General features: G+C 58.6%; 19 protein-coding genes. 13 read left to right on the forward strand and 6 right to left on the reverse strand.

From position 1 onward, the window contains the following. Positions 1 to 3: 3 nt before the first annotated feature. Complete coding sequence (locus tag V6N02_RS17460; protein ID WP_371227628.1) at positions 4 to 885, forward strand: LysR family transcriptional regulator; 882 nt, start codon at positions 4 to 6, stop codon at positions 883 to 885. After that, a complete protein-coding gene (locus V6N02_RS17465; protein WP_371227630.1) occupies positions 882 to 1,778 on the forward strand; it encodes a DMT family transporter in 897 nt (298 codons plus the stop codon). The genes V6N02_RS17460 and V6N02_RS17465 overlap by 4 nt, the downstream gene beginning before the upstream one ends. On the opposite strand, the gene V6N02_RS17470 is transcribed toward V6N02_RS17465, so the two are convergent. Both V6N02_RS17470 and V6N02_RS17475 read right to left on the reverse strand, forming a co-directional pair. After that, positions 1,775 to 2,791 carry a glycosyltransferase 61 family protein gene (locus V6N02_RS17470; RefSeq protein ID WP_371227632.1) on the reverse strand — a complete coding sequence of 339 codons (1,017 nt, stop codon included), beginning with the start codon at positions 2,789 to 2,791 and terminating at the stop codon, positions 1,775 to 1,777. The two genes, V6N02_RS17465 and V6N02_RS17470, sit on opposite strands and share 4 nt — an antisense overlap. Beyond that, positions 2,784 to 3,113 (reverse strand): ArsR/SmtB family transcription factor, encoded by a 330-nt coding sequence (locus V6N02_RS17475; RefSeq protein ID WP_371227634.1) that lies wholly within the window; start codon positions 3,111 to 3,113, stop codon positions 2,784 to 2,786. The genes V6N02_RS17470 and V6N02_RS17475 overlap by 8 nt, the downstream gene beginning before the upstream one ends. A gap of 108 nt (positions 3,114 to 3,221) precedes the next feature. On the opposite strand from V6N02_RS17475, the gene V6N02_RS17480 reads away from it, so the two are divergent. The 8 genes from V6N02_RS17480 (at position 3,222) to V6N02_RS17515 (ending at position 11,091) form a co-directional block, all read left to right on the forward strand. After that, complete coding sequence (locus V6N02_RS17480) at positions 3,222 to 3,653, forward strand: universal stress protein (protein ID WP_371227636.1); 432 nt, start codon at positions 3,222 to 3,224, stop codon at positions 3,651 to 3,653. Positions 3,654 to 3,859: 206 nt separating this feature from the next. Next, a complete protein-coding gene (locus tag V6N02_RS17485; RefSeq protein WP_371227638.1) occupies positions 3,860 to 4,222 on the forward strand; it encodes an AtpZ/AtpI family protein in 363 nt (120 codons plus the stop codon). Next, positions 4,212 to 4,994 carry a F0F1 ATP synthase subunit A gene (locus V6N02_RS17490; RefSeq protein WP_371227640.1) on the forward strand — a complete coding sequence of 261 codons (783 nt, stop codon included), beginning with the start codon at positions 4,212 to 4,214 and terminating at the stop codon, positions 4,992 to 4,994. The genes V6N02_RS17485 and V6N02_RS17490 overlap by 11 nt, the downstream gene beginning before the upstream one ends. 76 nt (positions 4,995 to 5,070) lie before the next feature. Then, entirely contained in the window at positions 5,071 to 5,307 is a 237-nt protein-coding gene (locus tag V6N02_RS17495; RefSeq protein ID WP_106471144.1) for a F0F1 ATP synthase subunit C, read from the forward strand. A gap of 89 nt (positions 5,308 to 5,396) precedes the next feature. Next, on the forward strand, positions 5,397 to 5,975 hold the full coding sequence (locus V6N02_RS17500; protein WP_371227642.1) for a F0F1 ATP synthase subunit B': 579 nt from the start codon (positions 5,397 to 5,399) through the stop codon (positions 5,973 to 5,975). A gap of 4 nt (positions 5,976 to 5,979) precedes the next feature. Continuing rightward, positions 5,980 to 6,543 (forward strand): F0F1 ATP synthase subunit B, encoded by a 564-nt coding sequence (locus tag V6N02_RS17505; protein ID WP_371227644.1) that lies wholly within the window; start codon positions 5,980 to 5,982, stop codon positions 6,541 to 6,543. 332 nt (positions 6,544 to 6,875) lie between these two features. After that, on the forward strand, positions 6,876 to 7,919 hold the full coding sequence (locus V6N02_RS17510; RefSeq protein ID WP_371227646.1) for an efflux RND transporter periplasmic adaptor subunit: 1,044 nt from the start codon (positions 6,876 to 6,878) through the stop codon (positions 7,917 to 7,919). Position 7,920: 1 nt separating this feature from the next. Beyond that, positions 7,921 to 11,091, forward strand: coding sequence for an efflux RND transporter permease subunit (locus V6N02_RS17515; protein WP_371227648.1), 3,171 nt, complete (start codon positions 7,921 to 7,923; stop codon positions 11,089 to 11,091). A gap of 93 nt (positions 11,092 to 11,184) precedes the next feature. On the opposite strand, the gene V6N02_RS17520 is transcribed toward V6N02_RS17515, so the two are convergent. The 4 genes from V6N02_RS17520 to V6N02_RS17535 all read right to left on the reverse strand — a co-directional run bounded on the left by V6N02_RS17520 (position 11,185) and on the right by V6N02_RS17535 (position 15,336). Continuing rightward, on the reverse strand, positions 11,185 to 11,865 hold the full coding sequence (locus tag V6N02_RS17520) for a LysM peptidoglycan-binding domain-containing protein (protein WP_371227650.1): 681 nt from the start codon (positions 11,863 to 11,865) through the stop codon (positions 11,185 to 11,187). Positions 11,866 to 12,158: 293 nt separating this feature from the next. Further along, the gene (locus V6N02_RS17525; protein ID WP_371227652.1) at positions 12,159 to 13,433 is read right to left on the reverse strand and encodes a bifunctional folylpolyglutamate synthase/dihydrofolate synthase; all 1,275 of its coding nucleotides are present in this window, start codon (positions 13,431 to 13,433) and stop codon (positions 12,159 to 12,161) included. Continuing rightward, positions 13,430 to 14,374, reverse strand: a complete 945-nt coding sequence (gene accD, locus V6N02_RS17530; RefSeq protein WP_371227654.1) for an acetyl-CoA carboxylase, carboxyltransferase subunit beta — start codon at positions 14,372 to 14,374, stop codon at positions 13,430 to 13,432. Before accD ends, V6N02_RS17525 begins: the two co-directional genes overlap by 4 nt. Positions 14,375 to 14,436: 62 nt before the next feature. Next, positions 14,437 to 15,336 carry a CPBP family intramembrane glutamic endopeptidase gene (locus V6N02_RS17535; RefSeq protein ID WP_371227656.1) on the reverse strand — a complete coding sequence of 300 codons (900 nt, stop codon included), beginning with the start codon at positions 15,334 to 15,336 and terminating at the stop codon, positions 14,437 to 14,439. Between the two features lie 144 nt (positions 15,337 to 15,480). Between V6N02_RS17535 and ilvD the strand changes: the two genes are divergently transcribed. From ilvD to V6N02_RS17550, 3 genes are all read left to right on the forward strand, one after another. Then, the gene (gene ilvD / locus V6N02_RS17540; RefSeq protein ID WP_371227658.1) at positions 15,481 to 17,238 is read left to right on the forward strand and encodes a dihydroxy-acid dehydratase; all 1,758 of its coding nucleotides are present in this window, start codon (positions 15,481 to 15,483) and stop codon (positions 17,236 to 17,238) included. After that, on the forward strand, positions 17,219 to 17,884 hold the full coding sequence (locus V6N02_RS17545; RefSeq protein WP_371227660.1) for a hypothetical protein: 666 nt from the start codon (positions 17,219 to 17,221) through the stop codon (positions 17,882 to 17,884). The genes ilvD and V6N02_RS17545 overlap by 20 nt, the downstream gene beginning before the upstream one ends. 109 nt (positions 17,885 to 17,993) lie before the next feature. Continuing rightward, the gene (locus V6N02_RS17550; protein WP_371227662.1) at positions 17,994 to 18,764 is read left to right on the forward strand and encodes a DUF6478 family protein; all 771 of its coding nucleotides are present in this window, start codon (positions 17,994 to 17,996) and stop codon (positions 18,762 to 18,764) included. The last annotated feature ends 8 nt before the right edge of the window (positions 18,765 to 18,772 follow it).

The raw sequence follows: 18,772 nt of genomic DNA on the forward strand, positions 1-18,772 counted from the left end.
GTCATGGACAACTGGGATGAGATAAGAACTGCCTATAACGTGGCGCGCGTTGGAACGGTCAGTGGTGCTGCGGATGTGCTGGGCGTGCATCATGCCACGGTCATCCGCCATATTGATGCGCTCGAAGAACGATTGGGCGTGAAGCTGTTTCAGCGCCATGCCCGCGGCTATACACCAACCGAGGCGGGTGAGGATCTGCTGCGTGTGGCACAGGCCACTGATGATCAGTTCAGCCAGTTGGCGGGTCGCATCAAGGGCCAGGGCAATGATGTCGACGGCGAATTGGTGGTGACGTCTCTGGGTGGGCTGAGTCATCTTTTGGTGCCGGTTCTGGCAGGGTTTCAGGCCGAGTATCCCGATATCATCGTGCGCTACCTGACCAGTGACCGGCTATTTCGTCTGGAATATGGCGAGGCGCATGTTGCCATTCGCGCCGGTGCCGCCCCTGATCAGCCTGACAACGTGGTGCAGCCCTTTCACAGGCAGAAGGTGACGTTGTACGCCAGCCAGGCTTATGTGGACAAACATGGCTGCCCCTCTGACAGCACAGATTACGCTGGGCATCGCTTTGTCGGGATGGATGACGCAAAATCGCGCGCGCCCTTTGCCCGCTGGATGCGGGAAAACGTACCACTGGACTGCGTGGTGTTTCGCAGTGGCGACTTTCACGCCCAACGCCGGGCCATTATCGAAGGGGCCGGGATCGGATTCATGTCTCAGCTTCAGGCCGAAGAGTTTGGTGGCCTGACCGAGGTTACGCCACCGCGTGACGAATGGTCGACGCCGTTGTGGCTGGTCACCCATATGGATTTGCACCGCACCACCAAGGTGCAGGCTTTCCTTAGCTTTTTGAAAGAACGTGCTGCTGCTTGGGACGCAGCATGAGCGAGGCTTTTAAGGGGCATCTGGCGATGCTGGCGTTTTCCGGCTTGATTGCGGGGTCGTTTGCCCTGGGTTCTATGGCAGCGCCACAGGTAGCGCCCACCGCGCTGAATGCCGTCCGTTTCATTCTGGCCTCACTTATCGTGGGGGCATGGGCCTTTGCGGTCACGGGGGTTGAACGCAGCGCATTTCAGGCGCCCTGGCGCTATTTGCTGATGGGCGCATCGATGGGCACGTATTTCGTGCTGATGTTTGAGGGATTGAAAACCGCGCCGCCCGTGTCGGCTGCCGCTGTTTTTACCCTGACGCCGATCCTGTCCGGGCTGTTCGGTTATCTGTTGTTGCGCCAGATCACCACGCGTCGCATGGCGATTGCGTTGGCCGTAGGGGCCAGTGGCGCGCTTTGGGTGATCTTCCGCGCCGATTGGAACGCGCTGTTGCAATTCAATGTCGGCCGGGGCGAGGTGATCTACTTCTTTGGCTGCATTGCGCATGCGTTTTACACGCCCTTGGTGCGCAAGCTGAATCGCGGCGAGTCGCCGGTGGTGTTTTCCTTTGGCGCTATGGCGGCCACGGCCTTTCTGGTAGGTGTCGTGGGGTGGCAAGATATTGTCCGAACCGACTGGATGGCTCTCCCCGCAATTGTTTGGATTACCATTGCCTATACGGCAATCTTTGCCACCGCGATTACCTTTGTGCTGGTGCAATATGCGTCGTTGCGCCTGCCCAGTGCGAAGGTGATGGCCTATACGTACCTGACGCCCAGTTGGGTGATCCTTTGGCAGGCCGCGTTGGGTCATGGTGTGCCGCGAGGGCTGGTGCTTGGCGGAGTGGCATTGACCATTCTGGCATTGTTGATGTTGTTGAAGGACGAGGACAAGCCAACGCTGAGCTAGATCAGATGCGCGGCCTCAAGCTGTTCCTTGAGCGATTCAAAACTGATCGGTGCGGCACTGTCCTTGTTCGCGGCTGTTGCGCTTTCCTTGATCGGGTTTAATCGCACCAGATCAACGGGGGCAAAGGCCTTGATCTGATTGGCCATCGACTCAACCGCGTCCTGACGGGTGCGGCGCTGGATCAGGCCAACGCGGGTTTCGGATTGCATCGCGAACGGCGCCAGGTGAAACGCCGAGCCATCGCCACCGACAATTGTATGGGCAGCGCGGTAGATCTGGCATTGCGCCCGGATACTGTGGCGCTGAGGATGAAAGATCGCATAGCCTGCCGATTTCATCAGGGCTTCGATCCGGGCTTCCTGATCGACCCGCTGATGGCTGTATTTCAGCTTGCTGCGCGAGACATAGATTTTCTCGGGGCCGATCGCCGGGCAATTGCGGTCAATCCGGTCGCGGACATAACTGCGGAATTCACCCGTGCCGGTCGCCCATTGCATATGACCAAAGCCCTGCGCAGGGAGATAGAGTGTATCCACCGTCATAGGCGTGCGCACCAGATGCAGGGGCATGTTGCATCCCATCAGCCGCAGGAAGGACAGCAGGCGACGGCGCAGCACGGCGCCGAAATCGATTTGGTACATGGGCAACAGGATCAGACCGTCAAACCGGTCTTGTCGCCCATCCAGCGCCCAGAGGCGGGACAGCGTCTCCATGATGAAATGACCAAAGTGATGCCGCCCGATCCCGGCGAAAAGATAGTTTCCCGTCAGCCTTTCGCGCGTGGTCGTGCCGGGGTGGTCTGGGATCGCGGAAAAACGGCTTCTGGACAGCCTTGTGCGTGACAGGTCACAAAAGCTGCCGTCGGGGCGAAAAACCCCACAGCCAATCCCTGCTTCTGGCCCCACCGGCATCACCACTGCATCCGCTATCGGCTCCACAATCGGCGGTGGAAGTTGATTGGGTGAAATCAAGGAGGCCGTCTCACCGGTCGGTGGTGGGATGTTCTCAGTCATCGCTTTTCAACTCGACCTCAAGAAACCGTTCAAACGCATCCAGATTGACGGCCTCGAACTGACCAAAACTTTGCATCCAGATGCTCGCGTCCCGCATCGCGTCGGGTTCCAGTTTACACCATTTCACACGGCCGCGGCGCTCCTGACTGATCAGGCCTGCGCGGCTGAGAATGTTCAGGTGTTTTGAAATCGCCGCCAGACTCATCTCGAACGGTTCGGCCACATCTGTCACGGCCATATCATCCTCAAGCAGCATCACGAGGATCGCGCGGCGCGTTGGATCGGCCAGGGCTGCAAACACGGTATCAAGCGGGTGCGTCATCGCCTGATGGTTTGGGCCAAGGCCACGCGCCCGTCAAGCGATGCATTGATTCAGCGCAAAGCGCTTCGGTGTTGCATCGGCGAAAATAGCCATGAGAGGAATGCGGCGATGTTCACGCACATTATGGTCCCGATTGATCTGGCCGAGAAAGACAGCTGGAACCACGCAACCCTGGTGGCGTGCGATCTGGCTGAGCATTTCAGCGCCAAAATCACGCTGGTCAGTGTGAGTGGCGGTATTCAGGGCAAGGTTTCGCATTCAACCCAAGAGTATGGACGCCGTCTAGCCGTCTATGCACATGAGCTTGCGACCGAACATGGCGTCGAGGTTGGCAGCATGAACTATGGCGTGCCAGATCCCAGTGTCGAAGTGGACCAGAAGCTTTTGCAGGCCATCGCGGAGCTTGAGATCGATCTGGTTGTCATGGCCAGTCACCGGCCGGGCTGGGTCGAGTATTTCGTCAATTCTCACGGTGGGCGGTTGGCCAGTCATGCGCCCATATCGGTGTTTGTTGTCCGCGACCCCGCATTGGATGATTGAGAAAGATCAACCGATTGGTTGAATATCATCAAACCATTGAATCTGCATGCTGCGCCTCTGCGACAGAGTTTCCCAGCTTCAAGTGGATCACATTTTAGGTATTAAAATCAAATGAATAGAGCAAGCTTTCCAAGCCACCCCTCTCGCTTGACTCATGGCCCTGCCATGCTTAGCAACAAGGCAACTGTTCTGAGGGGCAAAACCGCGTGACCGATCCCGACCAAAGCGAGCGTCTTGCGCAGCTTGAAGCCCGGATCGACGCTTTGAAAAACAAAGACGCGCCCAAACCCCATCAGGATGAGCACTATTCACAGGCGCAACATGCCTGGCGCATGGTGATCGAATTGGTAGCCGGCATCGCGATCGGCTTTGGCATTGGTTACGGGCTGGACAGCCTGTTCGGGACAATCCCGATCTTTCTGGTGCTGTTCACATTGCTGGGCTTTGCCGCAGGCATCAAAACGATGATGCGCAGCGCTGCCGAAATCCAGCAGAAGGCAATGGCCGACGAGGCCGAGAAAACAACACCTGTTGAGGGTGACGAGAAGAGGGCAAAAAATGGCGGATGAAGCGCACGGTTCTGACGAGGTTGGTCTGGTTTTCCACCCGATGGATCAGTTTATCGTCAAGCCGTTGTTTGGCGATGGGCCGGTTGGGACCTTTACGATCACCAATGTGACCTTCTGGATGGCGCTGGCGGTGCTGGCGATCATCGGTTTGATGGTTCTGGGCTCGTCCGGACGCTCGACTATCCCCTCGCGCATGCAGTCGATCGCCGAACTCGCCTATGGCTTTATCCGCAAGATGGTTGAGGATGTCGCCGGCAAGGACGCGTTGCCGTATTTCCCTTACATCATGACGCTGTTCCTGTTCATCGTATTCTCGAATTTCCTGGGGCTGATCCCCGGATCGTTCACCACAACCAGCCATATTGCGGTCACGGCCGTGATGGCGATGGCGGTGTTCCTGTTCGTGACCATACTGGGCTTTGTCAAAAACGGGCTGGGCTTCCTCGGCGTGTTCTGGATCAGCGCGGCCCCACTGCCGCTGCGGCCCATCCTGGCCCTGATCGAGGTGATTTCCTACTTCGTGCGCCCCGTCAGCCACTCCATTCGTCTGGCGGGCAACATGATGGCCGGCCACGCGGTGATCAAAGTGTTCGCGGCCTTTGCGCCGATGATCATCATCTCAACCGGCATTGGTCTGGTTGTAACCCCGCTGTCGATCCTTGCGATCACCGCGATCTACGCGCTTGAGGTGCTGGTGTCCTTCATTCAGGCCTACGTCTTTACCATCCTGACATGTGTGTATCTGAAAGATGCGCTGCATCCGCACCATTAAGGGATAACCGAAACGATGGGTGCGCCTGAGGCGCGCCCGACTATCAATGCCAATTCCAACGTAAGGAGAATTCACTATGGAAGGCGATATCGTACAAATGGGTGCTTACATCGGTGCCGGTCTGGCCTGTACAGGCATGGGCGGCGCGGCTGTTGGTGTGGGCCACGTTGTTGGTAACTTCCTGTCGGGCGCCCTGCGCAACCCGTCGGCTGCCGGTGGCCAAACCGCAACCATGTTCATTGGTATTGCGTTCTCGGAAGCGCTGGGGATCTTCTCGTTCCTTGTTGCCCTTCTGCTGATGTTCGCTGTCTAAACCTGACGGAAACTGATCCTTACGCGGGGGTGGGACGCATGACTTCCCACCTCTTGTAACCGGAAAGTTCCCCGAAGGAGGACGACGATATGGCAACCGAAACAACAGCCGCAGAAGGCCATGTCTCGCCTTATGAATTGGAAGAGGCTGGCAAATGCGTGGACTCGCACGGTGGCGCCGTCGGGATGCCGCAATTGTGCGAATCCTGGATGGGAAATCAGATATTCTGGTTGGTCATCACGCTGATCGTGATCTACTTTATCCTGTCGCGTATCGCATTGCCGCGCATCGCCGCGGTTCTGGCCGAAAGGCAAGGCACGATCACCAATGATCTGGCCGCCGCAGAAGACCTGAAGGCCAAAGCGGTCGAAGCCGAAGAAGCCTATAACAAGGCGCTGGCCGATGCCCGTGCCGAGGCCCAGAACATCGTGGCCGAAACGAAGGCTGAGATCAAAGTGGATCTGGACAAAGCCATCGTGAAGGCTGATGCCGAGATTGCCGCCAAGGCTGCCGAAGGCGAGGCGAAGATTGCCGAGATTCGCGCCGGAGCGTTGGAAAGCGTCAAGGTCGTGGCCAAGGACACCACCAAGGAAATCGTTGCCGCGCTGGGTGGCAAGGCAGATGCGAAAACGGTGACCGCCGCCGTGACTGCACGGATGAAAGGGTAGAACCATGACCAGATTGTTCCTCCCCACCGTGTTTGCCATCACAATGGCTGGCCCGGCATTCGCCGCGAAAGGCCCGTTCTTTTCGCTGCAGAATACGAATTTCGTGGTTCTGATCTCATTCCTGATTTTCATTGGGGTGCTGGTCTATTTGAAGGTTCCGTCCCTGCTGGGTGGTTTGCTGGACAAGCGCGCCGAGGGTATCAAATCGGAGTTGGATGAGGCCCGTGCCCTGCGCGAAGAGGCCCAGACCCTGCTGGCCAGCTACGAGCGCAAGCAGAAGGAAGTTCAGGAGCAGGCAGACCGGATCGTCGCCCATGCCAAGGAAGAGGCCGCGGAGGCAGCCGAGGCAGCCAAGGCTGATCTGAAAGTGTCGATTGCGCGTCGCCTGCAAGCGGCCGAAGATCAGATTGCCTCGGCCGAGGCCGGTGCTGTTAAGGAAGTGCGCGACACCGCCGTCATGATCGCGGTGGCTGCCGCCAAGGATGTGATCGCCAAGCAGATGACTGCAGAGAGCGGCAACAAACTGATCGACGATGCCATCGGCGAGGTCGAAGCCAAGCTGCACTGAGTCCTTCGGACCCAAGAAATCTAAGAGACCCGGCAGCAATGAAACTGCCGGGTCTTTTGCTTTCACGGCTGGCCATCTGCTGTCACCCCCGGCCGGCTTTGGCGTCAGCTGCTCGTGATGAATTTTTAGGCAAACGCCTTATTCTTCCTCCAGTACCGTGATCCCAAAAATGGATTTGATTGTGATCGCCGCTGCTTTCTGCAAAGCTGTAGAGTGCAGGTGACACACTGCCGCAATGAGCTTGAAAAATGCGACACAAACTACTTCCAATATTGATCTTTGCCCTGTGTGCTTCCCTTGGCACCGCTTTTGCACAACAGGGGCCACCGCCTGTGACAGCAGCAAAACCGGTCGTCAAAACAATCGTTGAAGATGATGAATTTGTTGGCAGATTTGCGGCCTCAGCCGAGGTCGACATCCGCGCCCGCGTGACGGGATTTCTGGATGCCGTTCATTTCACCGATGGCAGCCTTGTCGAAAAGGACCAGTTGCTTTTCACAATAGACCAGCGCCAGTTTCGCACAGCCTTGCGACAGGCTCGGGCCCAGATTGACGTGGCCGAGGCAACAAGCGCCTTCACCCGCGAACAGCTCGAGCGCGCCGAGGCCCTGGTGGGCAATGGGACTATATCTGAAAGCGTGGTGGATGAGCGGCGCGAAGCCTTTCTGGCGGCGCAAGGCACGTTGGAGCAGGCGCGCGCCGCGCTTGAACTAGCTCAGCTTGACCTTGAGTATTCCGAGGTCCGCGCGCCCATGGCGGGTCGCATCGACCAAGCTGTTCTTGATCCAGGCAACCTAGTATCGGGCAACAACACGCTGTTGACCTCAATCGTCGCCAGTGATCCGATCTACTTTTATTTCGACATCGATGAGCGTTTCTTTTTGGCCTATTCTAGGGACGCTCGAGCGCGCGGATCGGTGCTGCAGGAAGGGGCGAGCGGGCTTGAGGTGAGCGTGTCTCTGTCGGACGACAGTATTCCACCGCAGGTGGGCATTCTCGACTTCTCTGAAAACCGCATTGATGAAGATACCGGCACAATGCGAGTGCGCGCGGTTCTGGACAACCCGGATGAATTGCTGACACCGGGCCTGTTTGGCCGTGTGAACGTGCCGGGATCGCTGCCTTACGAGGGCGTTCTGGTACCCGATGCGGCGATTGTGTCTGATCAGAACCGGCGCCTTGTGATGTCGGTGGATGCCGAGGGGAATGTGATTCCGCTCGAAGTTCGCCCGGGGCCGCGCATTGATGGGTATCGCGTGATCCGGGAAGGTCTGGACGGATCGGAGACCATTGTGATCGAAGGGCTGATCCAAGCCCGCCCCGGTATGGTTGTTGCACCAGACGTGGTGGAATTGCCCTTGGTTGCCGAAAACTAGGATGGGCCGCTTTTTCGTCACCCGCCCAGTTTTTGCGCTCGTGATCGCGATCCTCACAACGATCGTGGGCATATTATCGTATTTCCAGTTGCCGATTGAACAGTATCCCGAGATCGCGCCGCCTTCGATTGTCGTGCGCGCATCTTATCCCGGGGCCGATGCCGCCACGGTTGCCGCGACGGTTGCGACGCCGCTGGAGCAGGAAATCAACGGCATCGAGGACATGCTGTACATGTCTTCCTATTCGACCGCCGACGGGTCCATGTCGCTTAGCATCACGTTTGAGTTGGGCACGGATCTGGATGCCGCACAGGTGCTGGTGCAGAACCGCGTCGCGATTGCCGAGCCGCGCCTGCCACAGGAAGTCCGCGCCCTGGGCGTGACCACGACCAAGTCCTCGCCAGACCTGATGATGGTTGTGCATATGCTGTCGCCGGATGATTCATTCGATCAGCTTTACGTGTCGAACTATGCCCGCTCGCGGGTGCGGGACAAGCTGGTCCGACTGGATGGCGTCGGGGATTTGCTAATCTTTGGCGAACGTGAGTTTTCCGCCCGCGTCTGGCTTGATCCGGACAAGATGGGCTCGCTCGGTTTGACGGCCGGGGATGTGGTGGCGGCCTTGCGTGAACAGAACGTACAGGTTTCCGGTGGTTCTCTTGGGGCACCGCCGAATGAGAGCGCCAGCGCCTTTCAGGTCACCTTGACCACCCAAGGACGGCTGGAAGACCCGCGAGAGTTTGGGCGTGTGATCGTGAAAGCATCCGAAGAGGGGCGGGTGGTACGCGTGCGCGATGTGGCCCGTGTCGAGATCGGAGCACGGTCCTACATCACGAACTCGTATCTCAACAACAAACCCGCTGTTGCACTGGGTATCTTTCAACGGCCGGGGTCAAATGCCCTTGCCTCGGCCGAGGAAATCCTTGGCGTGATGGAAGACCTTTCCAGGGATTTTCCTGCAGGATTGGAATACCGTGTTGTCTACAACCCGACCGAATTTATCGCGGCTTCGGTCAGCGCTGTCTATCAGACCCTGTTCGAGGCTGTGCTGCTGGTTGTCGCCGTTATCATCATATTCCTGCAGAAGTGGCGCACGGCCATCATTCCCTTGCTGGCGATACCCGTGTCCCTGATTGGCACATTCGCGGTGATGTTGGCGCTGGGCTACACGTTGAACCTGTTGACGTTGTTCGGGCTTATCCTTGCGATCGGGATTGTGGTGGATGACGCCATTGTCGTGGTGGAAAATGTCGAACGCAACATTGCCAATGGCATGGCCCCGCGAGAGGCCTCGGCGCGCACCATGGACGAGGTGCAGAACGCCATCATCGGCACATCGCTTGTGTTGATCGCCGTTTTCGTGCCCGCCGCCTTGGTGCCTGGTATCACAGGACAGTTTTATCGCCAGTTCGCCGTCACGATTTCGGTCGCCACGGTCATCTCTACGATCAATTCGCTCAGCCTGTCGCCCGCCTTGGCGGCAAGCATTCTCAAACCCCGTAGCGACACACCGTCTCCCAATCCGCTGTCGCGGCTCACCGAGTCGCTGTCAAAAGGCTTCAACCGTGGCTTTGACCGCATCGCACATGGCTATGGCAGTATCGTGCGCTTTCTTGTTGGGTCCACCCGGAGGATACTGGCATCTCTTGTGGTTTTTGTGGGACTTCTTGGATCGACCTACTGGATCAGCAACCAAGTGCCGACCGGCTTCATTCCCGATGCAGATCAGGGCTATGCCATTGTTGTTGTGCAATTGCCCGATGGTGCCTCGCTTGGCAGAACCGATGCGATCATGCAGCAGGCGACGGAAATCGCGCTGGACACACCCGGCGTCACCAACGCGGTGGCCTTTGCGGGGTTTTCCGGCGCAACCTTTACCAATGCAAGCAACCAGGGTGTGATTTTCACGACGTTTGAGAGCTTTGAAGACCGCCAGGCAAGTGGCCTCGGGGCAGGAGCGATTGTCGGGCAATTGTTCGGTCGCATGCAGGTTTTGCGCGAGGCCTTTATCATTGCAATTGCTCCGCCATCGGTGCGCGGCGTTGGCACCGGCGGCGGGTTCAAACTGCAATTGCAGGAAACCGAAAGCGCAGACATGGCGCAGGTCCTGAATTCGGCCTATGCCATCATGGGCAGCGCGGCGCAGTCGGACAAGGTTCAGAGGGTCTTCACGACCTTCTCATCAGGTTCCCCACAGTTCTTCCTTGAGATTGACCGGGTGCGGGCGCAAATGCTGAACGTGCCCATCGGCGCGATTTTTGAAGCGTTGTCGATCAATCTCGGGTCGGCCTACGTGAACGATTTCAACGCTTTCGGGCGGCTGTTTCAGGTCCGCGCGCAGGCGGATGAACGGTTCCGACTGGACGAGGCCGACATTCGCAATTTGCGTGTGCGCTCGGCCACGGGGGCGTTGGTGCCATTGGGAACACTTATCACGATTCAGGAAACGGCGGGACCGGCGCTTGTTCAACGTTACAACCAGCAGGTTTCTGTCCCGGTGCAGGGGTCAGCCGCCCCGGGTGTCTCAACCGGTGAAGCCTTGCTGGCGATGGAGGCGTTGGCGGAGTCCGTGATGCCACCGGGTCTGGATTATGAGTGGACCGAACTTGCCTTACAGGAACGCAATCAAGGCGACACCGCCGCCTATATCTTTGCGTTCTCCGTTTTGTTTGCTTTCCTTTTCCTCGCTGCCCTTTACGAAAGCTGGGCGCTGCCTGTCGTGATTGTCCTGATCGTGCCGCTTGCCGTTCTCGGCGCGCTTCTTGGGGTGATGTTCCGGGGCATGGACAACAATATTCTGACGCAGGTCGGATTGATTGTGCTTGTCGGGCTTGCGGCAAAGAACGCGATCCTCATCGTCGAGTTTGCCAAGCAAGCGCAGGAAGAGCGCGGGCTGTCGCCGATCAACGCGGCGGTTGAGGCCAGCCAGTTGCGGCTGCGACCCATCCTCATGACGGCCTTCGCATTCATCCTTGGGGTGCTACCCTTGATGATCGCGACCGGGCCCGGTTCGGAAATGCGTCAGGCGTTGGGTACCGCGGTGTTCTTCGGCATGGCGGGTGTCACGTTCCTGGGTCTGTTCTTCACGCCGGTGTTCTATGTGGCCATTCGGCGGCTTTTCCCCAGTCGCAACGTGAAGAACGCGGCTGATACGGGTGATGCACCTTCCTGATTAGGGCAGGTCAGAATGTCCGAACTTATGCCGCAAAAGAAAGGGGGCCGTTGAACCGGCCCCTCATTCCATCCTGCCATGTGTTCGGAAAAGTCAGAGTGCCGGGATCATCAATTCCAGTCCGGCTTGTAATTGATTGGGTGAGGTAAGGACCCCGCGATTGGCGTTATAGATATCCAGCGCCTGTGTGGTGCTTCCATAGAAGCGATAGGAAATTGCCGCGAGGCTGTCGCCCGGCTGCACCGTGTAGCTTTCATCGACCCCTGCTTCCAACCCGCTTTTTTGCAGGATCGACAGCAGAGATGTGGTGTCGACGCGCCCGTCTTCGGTGATCAGCGTTTCGGGTACCTCGACCTTACCCTTTGCCGCTGCATCATTCACCAGCGCTTCGATATAGGCATTGGACTGGCCTTGAGCGAGGGCCGTGATCACCAGCTGTTCCAGCCCGTCCTTCGGGATCGGTGTGGCGGTCAACGAGACGGGTTCGGTTGCCAGATCTGTTTCGGGGGTGATCGCGGCCGGCGTCGCCGGTGCAACGGCGGCATAGACTGGTTCTATCTCGATTTCAGGCGCCGCGTTTTCCACCCCTTCCGTGACCAATGACAGGCTGTCTGCCAGCGCATCGTAGGCTTCAAATTCGGTCTCGGCCCGGGTGACGGCGCTATCATCCGCCAATGCCAATGTCTGTTCGGTGGGCTCGGAAGTCGGTTGCAGAATGATCAGAACCAGCGTGACGCACAAAAAACCTAAAGACACGATTGCGGCACGGATCATGTTAGAACCTGCCCCCAGAACCCAAAGGGGAGGCATGGTTGGATGCCTGCATAAAGCTTGTCTCTGACAGTCTCAGGCCTGTGTGCCTGATCTGTCCTTGCATTGCCGTCAAATTCACGGCGATTTCCCCCAAACCCCTAGCGCGCTTGTTGGCGAATTGGCCTCGCGCTGTGACTGCTTTCACAAGATATAGGCGAAGAGAATCGAATCGGTCAACATGAAGTGATTCGTTTTCGTGACACAGCACATAGTTTTCGCCGGTACTGACTGAAAAACGCCCCTCACACCACCGATCAGCCGTTTTCGCGCAGGACATTCCCGGCAAGGTAGAGCGACCCGCAAATCAGAATGCGGCAGTTCGGGTCTTGGGTAACGATATGGCGTATGGCGGCTTCGACACTGTCGGCCTCGCTTGCAGGCAAGCTGCAATCTCTGGCGGCGCGGGCTGTGTCTGCTGCGGGCAGGGTGTTGGCCTCGCCGGGGATCGATACGGCGCTTAGGCTTTGTGCTTGGTTGGCCAGCGGCGACAGATAGCCGGTGACATCCTTGGTGTTCAGCATGCCACAGATCAGATGCGTGGGTCGCTTGGGCAAACTGGCCAGATGCCTGGCAAGCGCCTGTCCGGCGGCGGCGTTGTGACCGCCATCGAGCCACAGCTCGGCCTCACCAGATGCCTCGACCAACGGCCCGGTTTTCAACCGCTGCATCCGGGCAGGCCAATTGGCCCCGGTCATTGCCCCCTCATAGGCGGCTTCGCCCATCTGCAAATGACGCAAAGCTGCCAGCGCACCCCCGGCATTTTCGATCTGATGCGCGCCGGGCAGGGCGGGCAACGGCAGGTCAAGCAGGCCGGTTTCGTCCTGAAAAACCAGCCGCCCTCGTTCTTCCGTGACATGCCAATGCTGACCATGGGCCAGGACCGGCGCACCAAGCCTGCGGGCGCGGGCCTCGATTACCTCTTCGGCCTCACCCTGTTGCGGGCCGACAATCACCGGTACGCCGCGTTTGATGATTCCGGCCTTCTCGCCTGCGATCTTGGCGAGGGTGTCACCCAGAAATTGTTCATGATCCATCGACACCGGCGTGATGATGGTCAGGGCGGGGGCCTCGATCACATTGGTCGCATCCAGCCGCCCGCCCAGACCGACCTCAAGCAGTGTCACATCAGCGGGCGTGCGTGCCATGGCCAGCAAGGCGGCACAGGTGGTGATTTCGAAATAGGTGATCACCTCGCCGCCATTGGCGGCATAGCACTCGTCCAGAACCTCGGTCAGGTGCTCTTCGGTGATCAGTGTACCAGCCAACCGGATCCGTTCATGAAACCGCGCCAGATGCGGCGAGGTGTAGGCGTGCACGCGTTTACCTGCGGCCTCGAACCCCGCGCGGATCATCGCCTGGGTCGAACCTTTGCCATTGGTGCCCGCAATATGGATGACGGGTGGCAAATCGTTTTGCGGATTGCCCAGCGCATCCAGCAGGCGCCAGACGCGATCGAGTGTCAGATCGATGATCTTGGGATGCAGCGCCATCATCCGTTCGAGGATGAGGTCGGATTTGGGCGCGCTCATTTCTTTGCGGCGTCTTCCGGGACCGTCTCGGCCTCGGGCTCGGATTCGGCATCTTCCTCTGTGGGCGGCGGTAAATCACCCACCACGGCGGGAGGTAGGCCCAACAGCATCCGGGTGATGGTGATCAGTTCCTCGCGCATATGAGTGCGGCGCGTAACGCGGTCCAGCATCCCGTGATCCAGCAGGTATTCAGCGCGCTGGAACCCCTCGGGCAGCTTTTCGCGGATGGTCTGTTCAATCACGCGCGGTCCGGCAAAGCAGATCAGCGCATTGGGTTCGGCAATATGCACATCCCCCAGCATCGCGTAAGAGGCGGTAACCCCGCCGGTGGTGGGATGGGTCAGCACAACGATGTATGGCAAACCGGCCTCTTTCAGCATTTGCACGGCCACGGTCGTGCGCGGCATTTGCATCAGGCTGAGGATGCCTTCCTGCATCCGCGCGCCACCTGCGGCAGAAAACAGGATCAGAGGGCGCTTCAGCTTTACCGCCTCTTCGGCAGCTTTGATGATCGCATTTCCCACATACATCCCCATGGACCCGGCCATGAACGAGAAATCCTGCGCAGCCGCCACGATCGGGGTGCGGCCAATTTCGCCGGTGGCCACCAGCATCGCTTCTTTCTCGCTGGTTTCCTTCTGGGCGGCCCTCATCCGGTCAGGGTATTTTTTCTGATCGCGGAACTGCAGTGGATCGGCCTTTGGTTCGGGCACTGCGATCTCGGCGAAGGTGCCGCCGTCGAACAGGGCCGTGAATCGGTCTCGCGGGGATATCGCCATGTGATGACCGCAGCTGGTGCAGACATGCAGGTTCTCGCTGAGTTCACGATGAAACAGCATCGTGCCGCATTCGTCGCATTTGGACCACAGGTTTTCGGGAATTTCACGGCGCGAAAAGATCGAATTGATCCGCGGACGCACGTAGTTGGTGATCCAGTTCATGCGGGATAACCCCTTTGGCAATGTTGCCGCTCTGAAATAATCCTGTGGAACGGAAATTGCAATCAGCAGCGCAATGTAAGGCGCGCCACCAGCCAGGTGCATAACAGCACCAACATCTCAACCGGCATCCAGGCCATCAAGATATCGGCATCCGTCATGGAAAATGGATAGGTATAAAGCGCCAGCCCATCGAAATTGCCGTCTGGCGCTGTCAGGGCAATAGCGATTGTGTTGTTGGTCAGGTGTAGCGCGATGGCCGGCCCCAAAGTGCCCGAGCGTGCCGTCAAATCAGCCGCCGCCATGCCAAAGCAACCCGCCCAGACAACAATCAGCCAGGCCGAGTTGCCCATCACCTCGGGGTCGAAATGCAGCAAGGCGAACAGCAGTGAGGGCACAACAATCCAGACCAGCGGGTGTGAGAACCGTGCGGCCAGCTGGCTTTGCAGATAGCCGCGAAAGACCAGTTCTTCCGCCGAGGTCTGTATCAATAATCCAAGCAGCGTCAGGGGCAGAAATAACAGCCATTTGCCGAAGGCCATGTTGATCGAAGTTTGCAGCGACTCAGGTGCGGGAAGGAATGCGGTCAGGATGTAGATCGCGATGTAGAGACCCACCAGCGCGCGGGTGACCAGCCAGAATTGCCAGAGCGCCAATGGCGGATACCCGATCAGGCTGATCAAAGATCGCGAATGAATCATTCGCAGCACGATCGCCAATGACACTGTCATCAATCCAAAGAAAAACAGATTTACGAGGGTGGAAACCGCAGTGGTGCTGGTGATCAGGTCTTGTCGCAACTGGTTGGAAATGTCCGGCGGCAACAAAGCGCGTTCCAAGCCGGCATAGACCATGCCAAGAAGGACAAAGACCACCACCACCGCAATCGCGCCGATGATCAGCCGTATCAGTTCGTTTGTCGACCGGGCTGGAGCGACCAGCTGTTCATGGGGGCGGTAGGACATGCCTGACACGCTATCGACGGGTGAAAGGGCGTGCAACGCAAGACGCGACAAGCCCCTGAAAAATCGAAGATCAACGCCGCCGACCGCTTGTGTCACGCGCGCCAACGGCCTATTCCGGTGCGCAACTGTTTCAGGGGAGCCGCCATGACCAAGTTTGACAAAGCCAAACTGCCCAGCCGCTACGTGACCGAAGGCCCATCCAAGGCCCCGCATCGGTCCTATTACTACGCCATGGGCATGACCGAGGAAGAGATTCACCAACCCCTTGTTGGTGTCGCCACCTGCTGGAACGAGGCCGCGCCCTGTAACATCGCGCTGAACCGTCAGGCTCAGGCGGTGAAAATGGGCGTGAAACAGGCGCTGGGCACCCCGCGCGAGTTCACCACCATCACCGTCACCGACGGGATTGCCATGGGGCATGAAGGAATGCGCTCTTCTTTGGCCAGCCGTGAGGCAATTGCCGACACGGTCGAACTGACCATGCGCGGCCATTGCTATGACGCGCTGGTTGGGCTTGCGGGCTGTGACAAATCCCTGCCGGGCATGATGATGGCCATGGTGCGGCTGAACGTGCCGTCGGTGTTCATCTATGGCGGTTCGATCCTGCCGGGCAAAGCGCCCGATCTGCCGGTTGTGCCCGAAGATTTCAAGAATCGCGACCTGACCGTTCAGGACATGTTCGAGGCCGTGGGCCGTCACCAGAACGGCACCCTGTCCGAAGAGGCCCTGACCGTGTTGGAGCGCGTGGCCTGTCCGTCTGCTGGGGCATGCGGTGGCCAGTTCACCGCCAATACCATGGCCTGTGTGTCCGAGGCGATTGGCCTTGCCTTGATGAACAGTTCAGGCATGCCCGCCCCGTATGAAAGTCGCGATCAGTATGGCGAGGCGTCGGGCCGTGCCGTGATGACCCTGCTTGAGAAGAACATTCGCGCCCGTGACGTGGTAACACTGAAATCCCTGCAAAACGCGGCCCGTGTTGTGGCCTGTACCGGTGGGTCCACCAATGCGGGTCTGCACCTGCCTGCCATCGCCAACGAGGCGGGCATCGAGTTCTATCTTGATGACGTGTGCGAGATTTTCCACGACACGCCTTATTTCGTCGACCTGAAACCGGGCGGTCAATATGTGGCCAAAGACCTCTATGATGCCGGTGGTATTCCGGTGGTAATGAAGGAACTGCGCAAGGCGGGGCTGATCCACGAGGATTGCATGACCGCTTCGGGACGCAGCATCGGCGAAGAGCTGGACCTGATCGACCGCGAGGCTGATGGGCAGGTGATCTATCCCATCGATGCGCCCTTGACCAAAACTGGTGGTGTTGTGGGCCTCAAGGGCAACCTGGCCCCGGAAGGCGCGATTGTGAAAGTGGCCGGTATCCCCAGCCAGAACCAGATTTTCACAGGTCCCGCGCGGGTATTCGAATGCGAAGAAGACGCCTTCAAAGCCGTGCAAGAGCGCGGCTATGAAGAGGGCGAAGTGATTGTGATCCGCAACGAAGGCCCGTCGGGCGGGCCCGGTATGCGCGAAATGCTGGCCACCACCGCCGCCCTGTCAGGTCAGGGCATGGGCAAGAAGGTGGCATTGATCACCGATGGCCGTTTCTCGGGCGCAACGCGCGGCTTCTGTGTGGGTCATGTTGGCCCCGAGGCGGCGCATGGCGGCCCGATTGCCTTGCTGCAAAATGGCGATGTGATCACCATTGATGCAATCAATGGCACGTTGAGTGTTGATCTGTCTGATGATGAACTGGCCAAACGCAAAGACGCGTGGAAAGGCCCGCGTGAGACGATGTACGCATCGGGCGCGTTGTGGAAATTTGCCCAGCAGGTTGGGGCCACCTACAAAGGTGCCGTTACCCATCCCGGTGGGAAGGCCGAGCGCCATGTTTACATGGATATCTAGCAGAGTTGCCCCGGGGCTGGCGCTTGCGCTGGCCCTGCCATTGGCAGCGTGTATGGGCGACGGTACCGAGGGGGGCGGCGGCCTTTTCAGATCCTCGGACGCGGGTGCCTCTGGTCCACCGCCCTTCAAGCAAGTGAGCTTGTTTCGTGGCAATGTCGTGGTTGAGGGACCGCGGGGGTATTGCATTGATCGTCAAAGCCTGCGCCGTGGGGGCGATGGTGGTTTTGTGCTGATCGCCAGCTGTGAAAGCCTGACCGGGACCATCGGCAAGGGGGTTGCCCCTGCCGTGATCACCGTGTCGGTCTTGCCGCGCAACCTTTCGGCAAGGCCGCCCTCGGCTGCCGGGCTAAGTGCCCTTGCGGCCCCGGCCAAGACACTGAAGCAGGAAGATGGCGATGGGATCGCGTTGGTGCAGTTGTCCCAAGGTGGCAACGCCCTGTTGGCCGATGGCGACCCGCGCTACTGGCGAGGGGGCATGTTGATCAATGGCCATGTGGTCGGCTTGGCGGTTTACGGGCCCAAAGGCAGTTCATTGGCGAATAACGAAGGTCGCCGCGTTATTCTGCGCATGGCCGAAATCCTGCGTGATCTCAGCCCGGTCAAAGACTTTACGCCGGCCGCTGCGCCAGTTCCTCCCGCGCAGTGAAATCCTGAACTTTTGGTCGCGTTACGGGTGGATTGTTTCCAGAATGTGATTAATGCTATGGAAAGCCCGGCCCGCTAGACCGGGGTAGGGACAGAACGGATCCGAGCACATGCAGCTGCGATCATCACTATTGGACTGGATCGTTCATCGCCGTGGCCTGCGTCGCTGGGGTCGTGCTGCGCGCAACGCATCGACCATGAAGCATTCGCGGCTGCGGTTGGAGCGATCCCGCGCACGTAAGCTCAGGTATTTCTTGAACGAAGTTATTTCAGTGGCAGATAACCGGTTGGCGCTGCCGATGATCGGATCGAACGCCTTTCCCAAGCCGCATGGTACCGATTGGTCCTGGCGCCCGGCGCTTTGGCGCGAACCTCTTGCCGTGCCAGGCATGTCCTCGGTTGAAAGCAAATCCATGCTGGGCAGTGAAGTCGCATTGTTTCACGATTGTGTACAATCCGAACTGACCCTGCGCCAGGTGCGTAACAGCCGCGAGGCCGATCTGGCCCCTTATGGTTTGCGCATGGACGTGTTCAACTTTGATGGCTCGTTCCTGTCGCTGGTTCTGGATATGCCAGAAGCGGCTGTGCAGGGGCTGCAAAAACGGCACCTGATCCGTATGGACACGATTGTCGAGATGGAAAAGCCGTTGGAGATCTTTGCGCGGCTGAATATCAAACACGGTCCCAATACCGAACAGATCGTGCGCGAACTGCCCCTGAATGAGGTGGATTGCATGGTAGAGTTTGATCTGGCCTATTCCAACCTGAATGAAAAGCGGCTTGAGCGGGCGTGGATCGACCTGATTTTTGAGAACCCGCAGATGAGCCAGGTGATCTTGCGCGATCTCACCTTTAGCCGCAGCCCCCGCGCCGAATTGTAAGAACCTGC

Origin of the sequence: Roseovarius conchicola (assembly GCF_041403425.1) — a bacterium.
GTDB classification, from domain to species: domain Bacteria; phylum Pseudomonadota; class Alphaproteobacteria; order Rhodobacterales; family Rhodobacteraceae; genus Roseovarius; species Roseovarius conchicola.

Bases quoted from the DNA above. Each gene is read 5' to 3' on its own strand.
- V6N02_RS17460 (WP_371227628.1), top strand. From the start codon at position 4: ATGGACAACTGGGATGAGATAAGAACTGCCTATAACGTGGCGCGCGTT.
- V6N02_RS17465 (WP_371227630.1), top strand. From the start codon at position 882: ATGAGCGAGGCTTTTAAGGGGCATCTGGCGATGCTGGCGTTTTCCGGC.
- V6N02_RS17470 (WP_371227632.1), bottom strand. From the start codon at position 2,791: ATGACTGAGAACATCCCACCACCGACCGGTGAGACGGCCTCCTTGATT.
- V6N02_RS17475 (WP_371227634.1), bottom strand. From the start codon at position 3,113: ATGACGCACCCGCTTGATACCGTGTTTGCAGCCCTGGCCGATCCAACG.
- V6N02_RS17480 (WP_371227636.1), top strand. From the start codon at position 3,222: ATGTTCACGCACATTATGGTCCCGATTGATCTGGCCGAGAAAGACAGC.
- V6N02_RS17490 (WP_371227640.1), top strand. From the start codon at position 4,212: ATGGCGGATGAAGCGCACGGTTCTGACGAGGTTGGTCTGGTTTTCCAC.
- V6N02_RS17495 (WP_106471144.1), top strand. From the start codon at position 5,071: ATGGAAGGCGATATCGTACAAATGGGTGCTTACATCGGTGCCGGTCTG.
- V6N02_RS17500 (WP_371227642.1), top strand. From the start codon at position 5,397: ATGGCAACCGAAACAACAGCCGCAGAAGGCCATGTCTCGCCTTATGAA.
- V6N02_RS17505 (WP_371227644.1), top strand. From the start codon at position 5,980: ATGACCAGATTGTTCCTCCCCACCGTGTTTGCCATCACAATGGCTGGC.
- V6N02_RS17515 (WP_371227648.1), top strand. From the start codon at position 7,921: ATGGGCCGCTTTTTCGTCACCCGCCCAGTTTTTGCGCTCGTGATCGCG.
- V6N02_RS17520 (WP_371227650.1), bottom strand. From the start codon at position 11,865: ATGATCCGTGCCGCAATCGTGTCTTTAGGTTTTTTGTGCGTCACGCTG.
- V6N02_RS17525 (WP_371227652.1), bottom strand. From the start codon at position 13,433: ATGAGCGCGCCCAAATCCGACCTCATCCTCGAACGGATGATGGCGCTG.
- accD (WP_371227654.1), bottom strand. From the start codon at position 14,374: ATGAACTGGATCACCAACTACGTGCGTCCGCGGATCAATTCGATCTTT.
- V6N02_RS17535 (WP_371227656.1), bottom strand. From the start codon at position 15,336: ATGTCCTACCGCCCCCATGAACAGCTGGTCGCTCCAGCCCGGTCGACA.
- ilvD (WP_371227658.1), top strand. From the start codon at position 15,481: ATGACCAAGTTTGACAAAGCCAAACTGCCCAGCCGCTACGTGACCGAA.
- V6N02_RS17545 (WP_371227660.1), top strand. From the start codon at position 17,219: ATGTTTACATGGATATCTAGCAGAGTTGCCCCGGGGCTGGCGCTTGCG.
- V6N02_RS17550 (WP_371227662.1), top strand. From the start codon at position 17,994: ATGCAGCTGCGATCATCACTATTGGACTGGATCGTTCATCGCCGTGGC.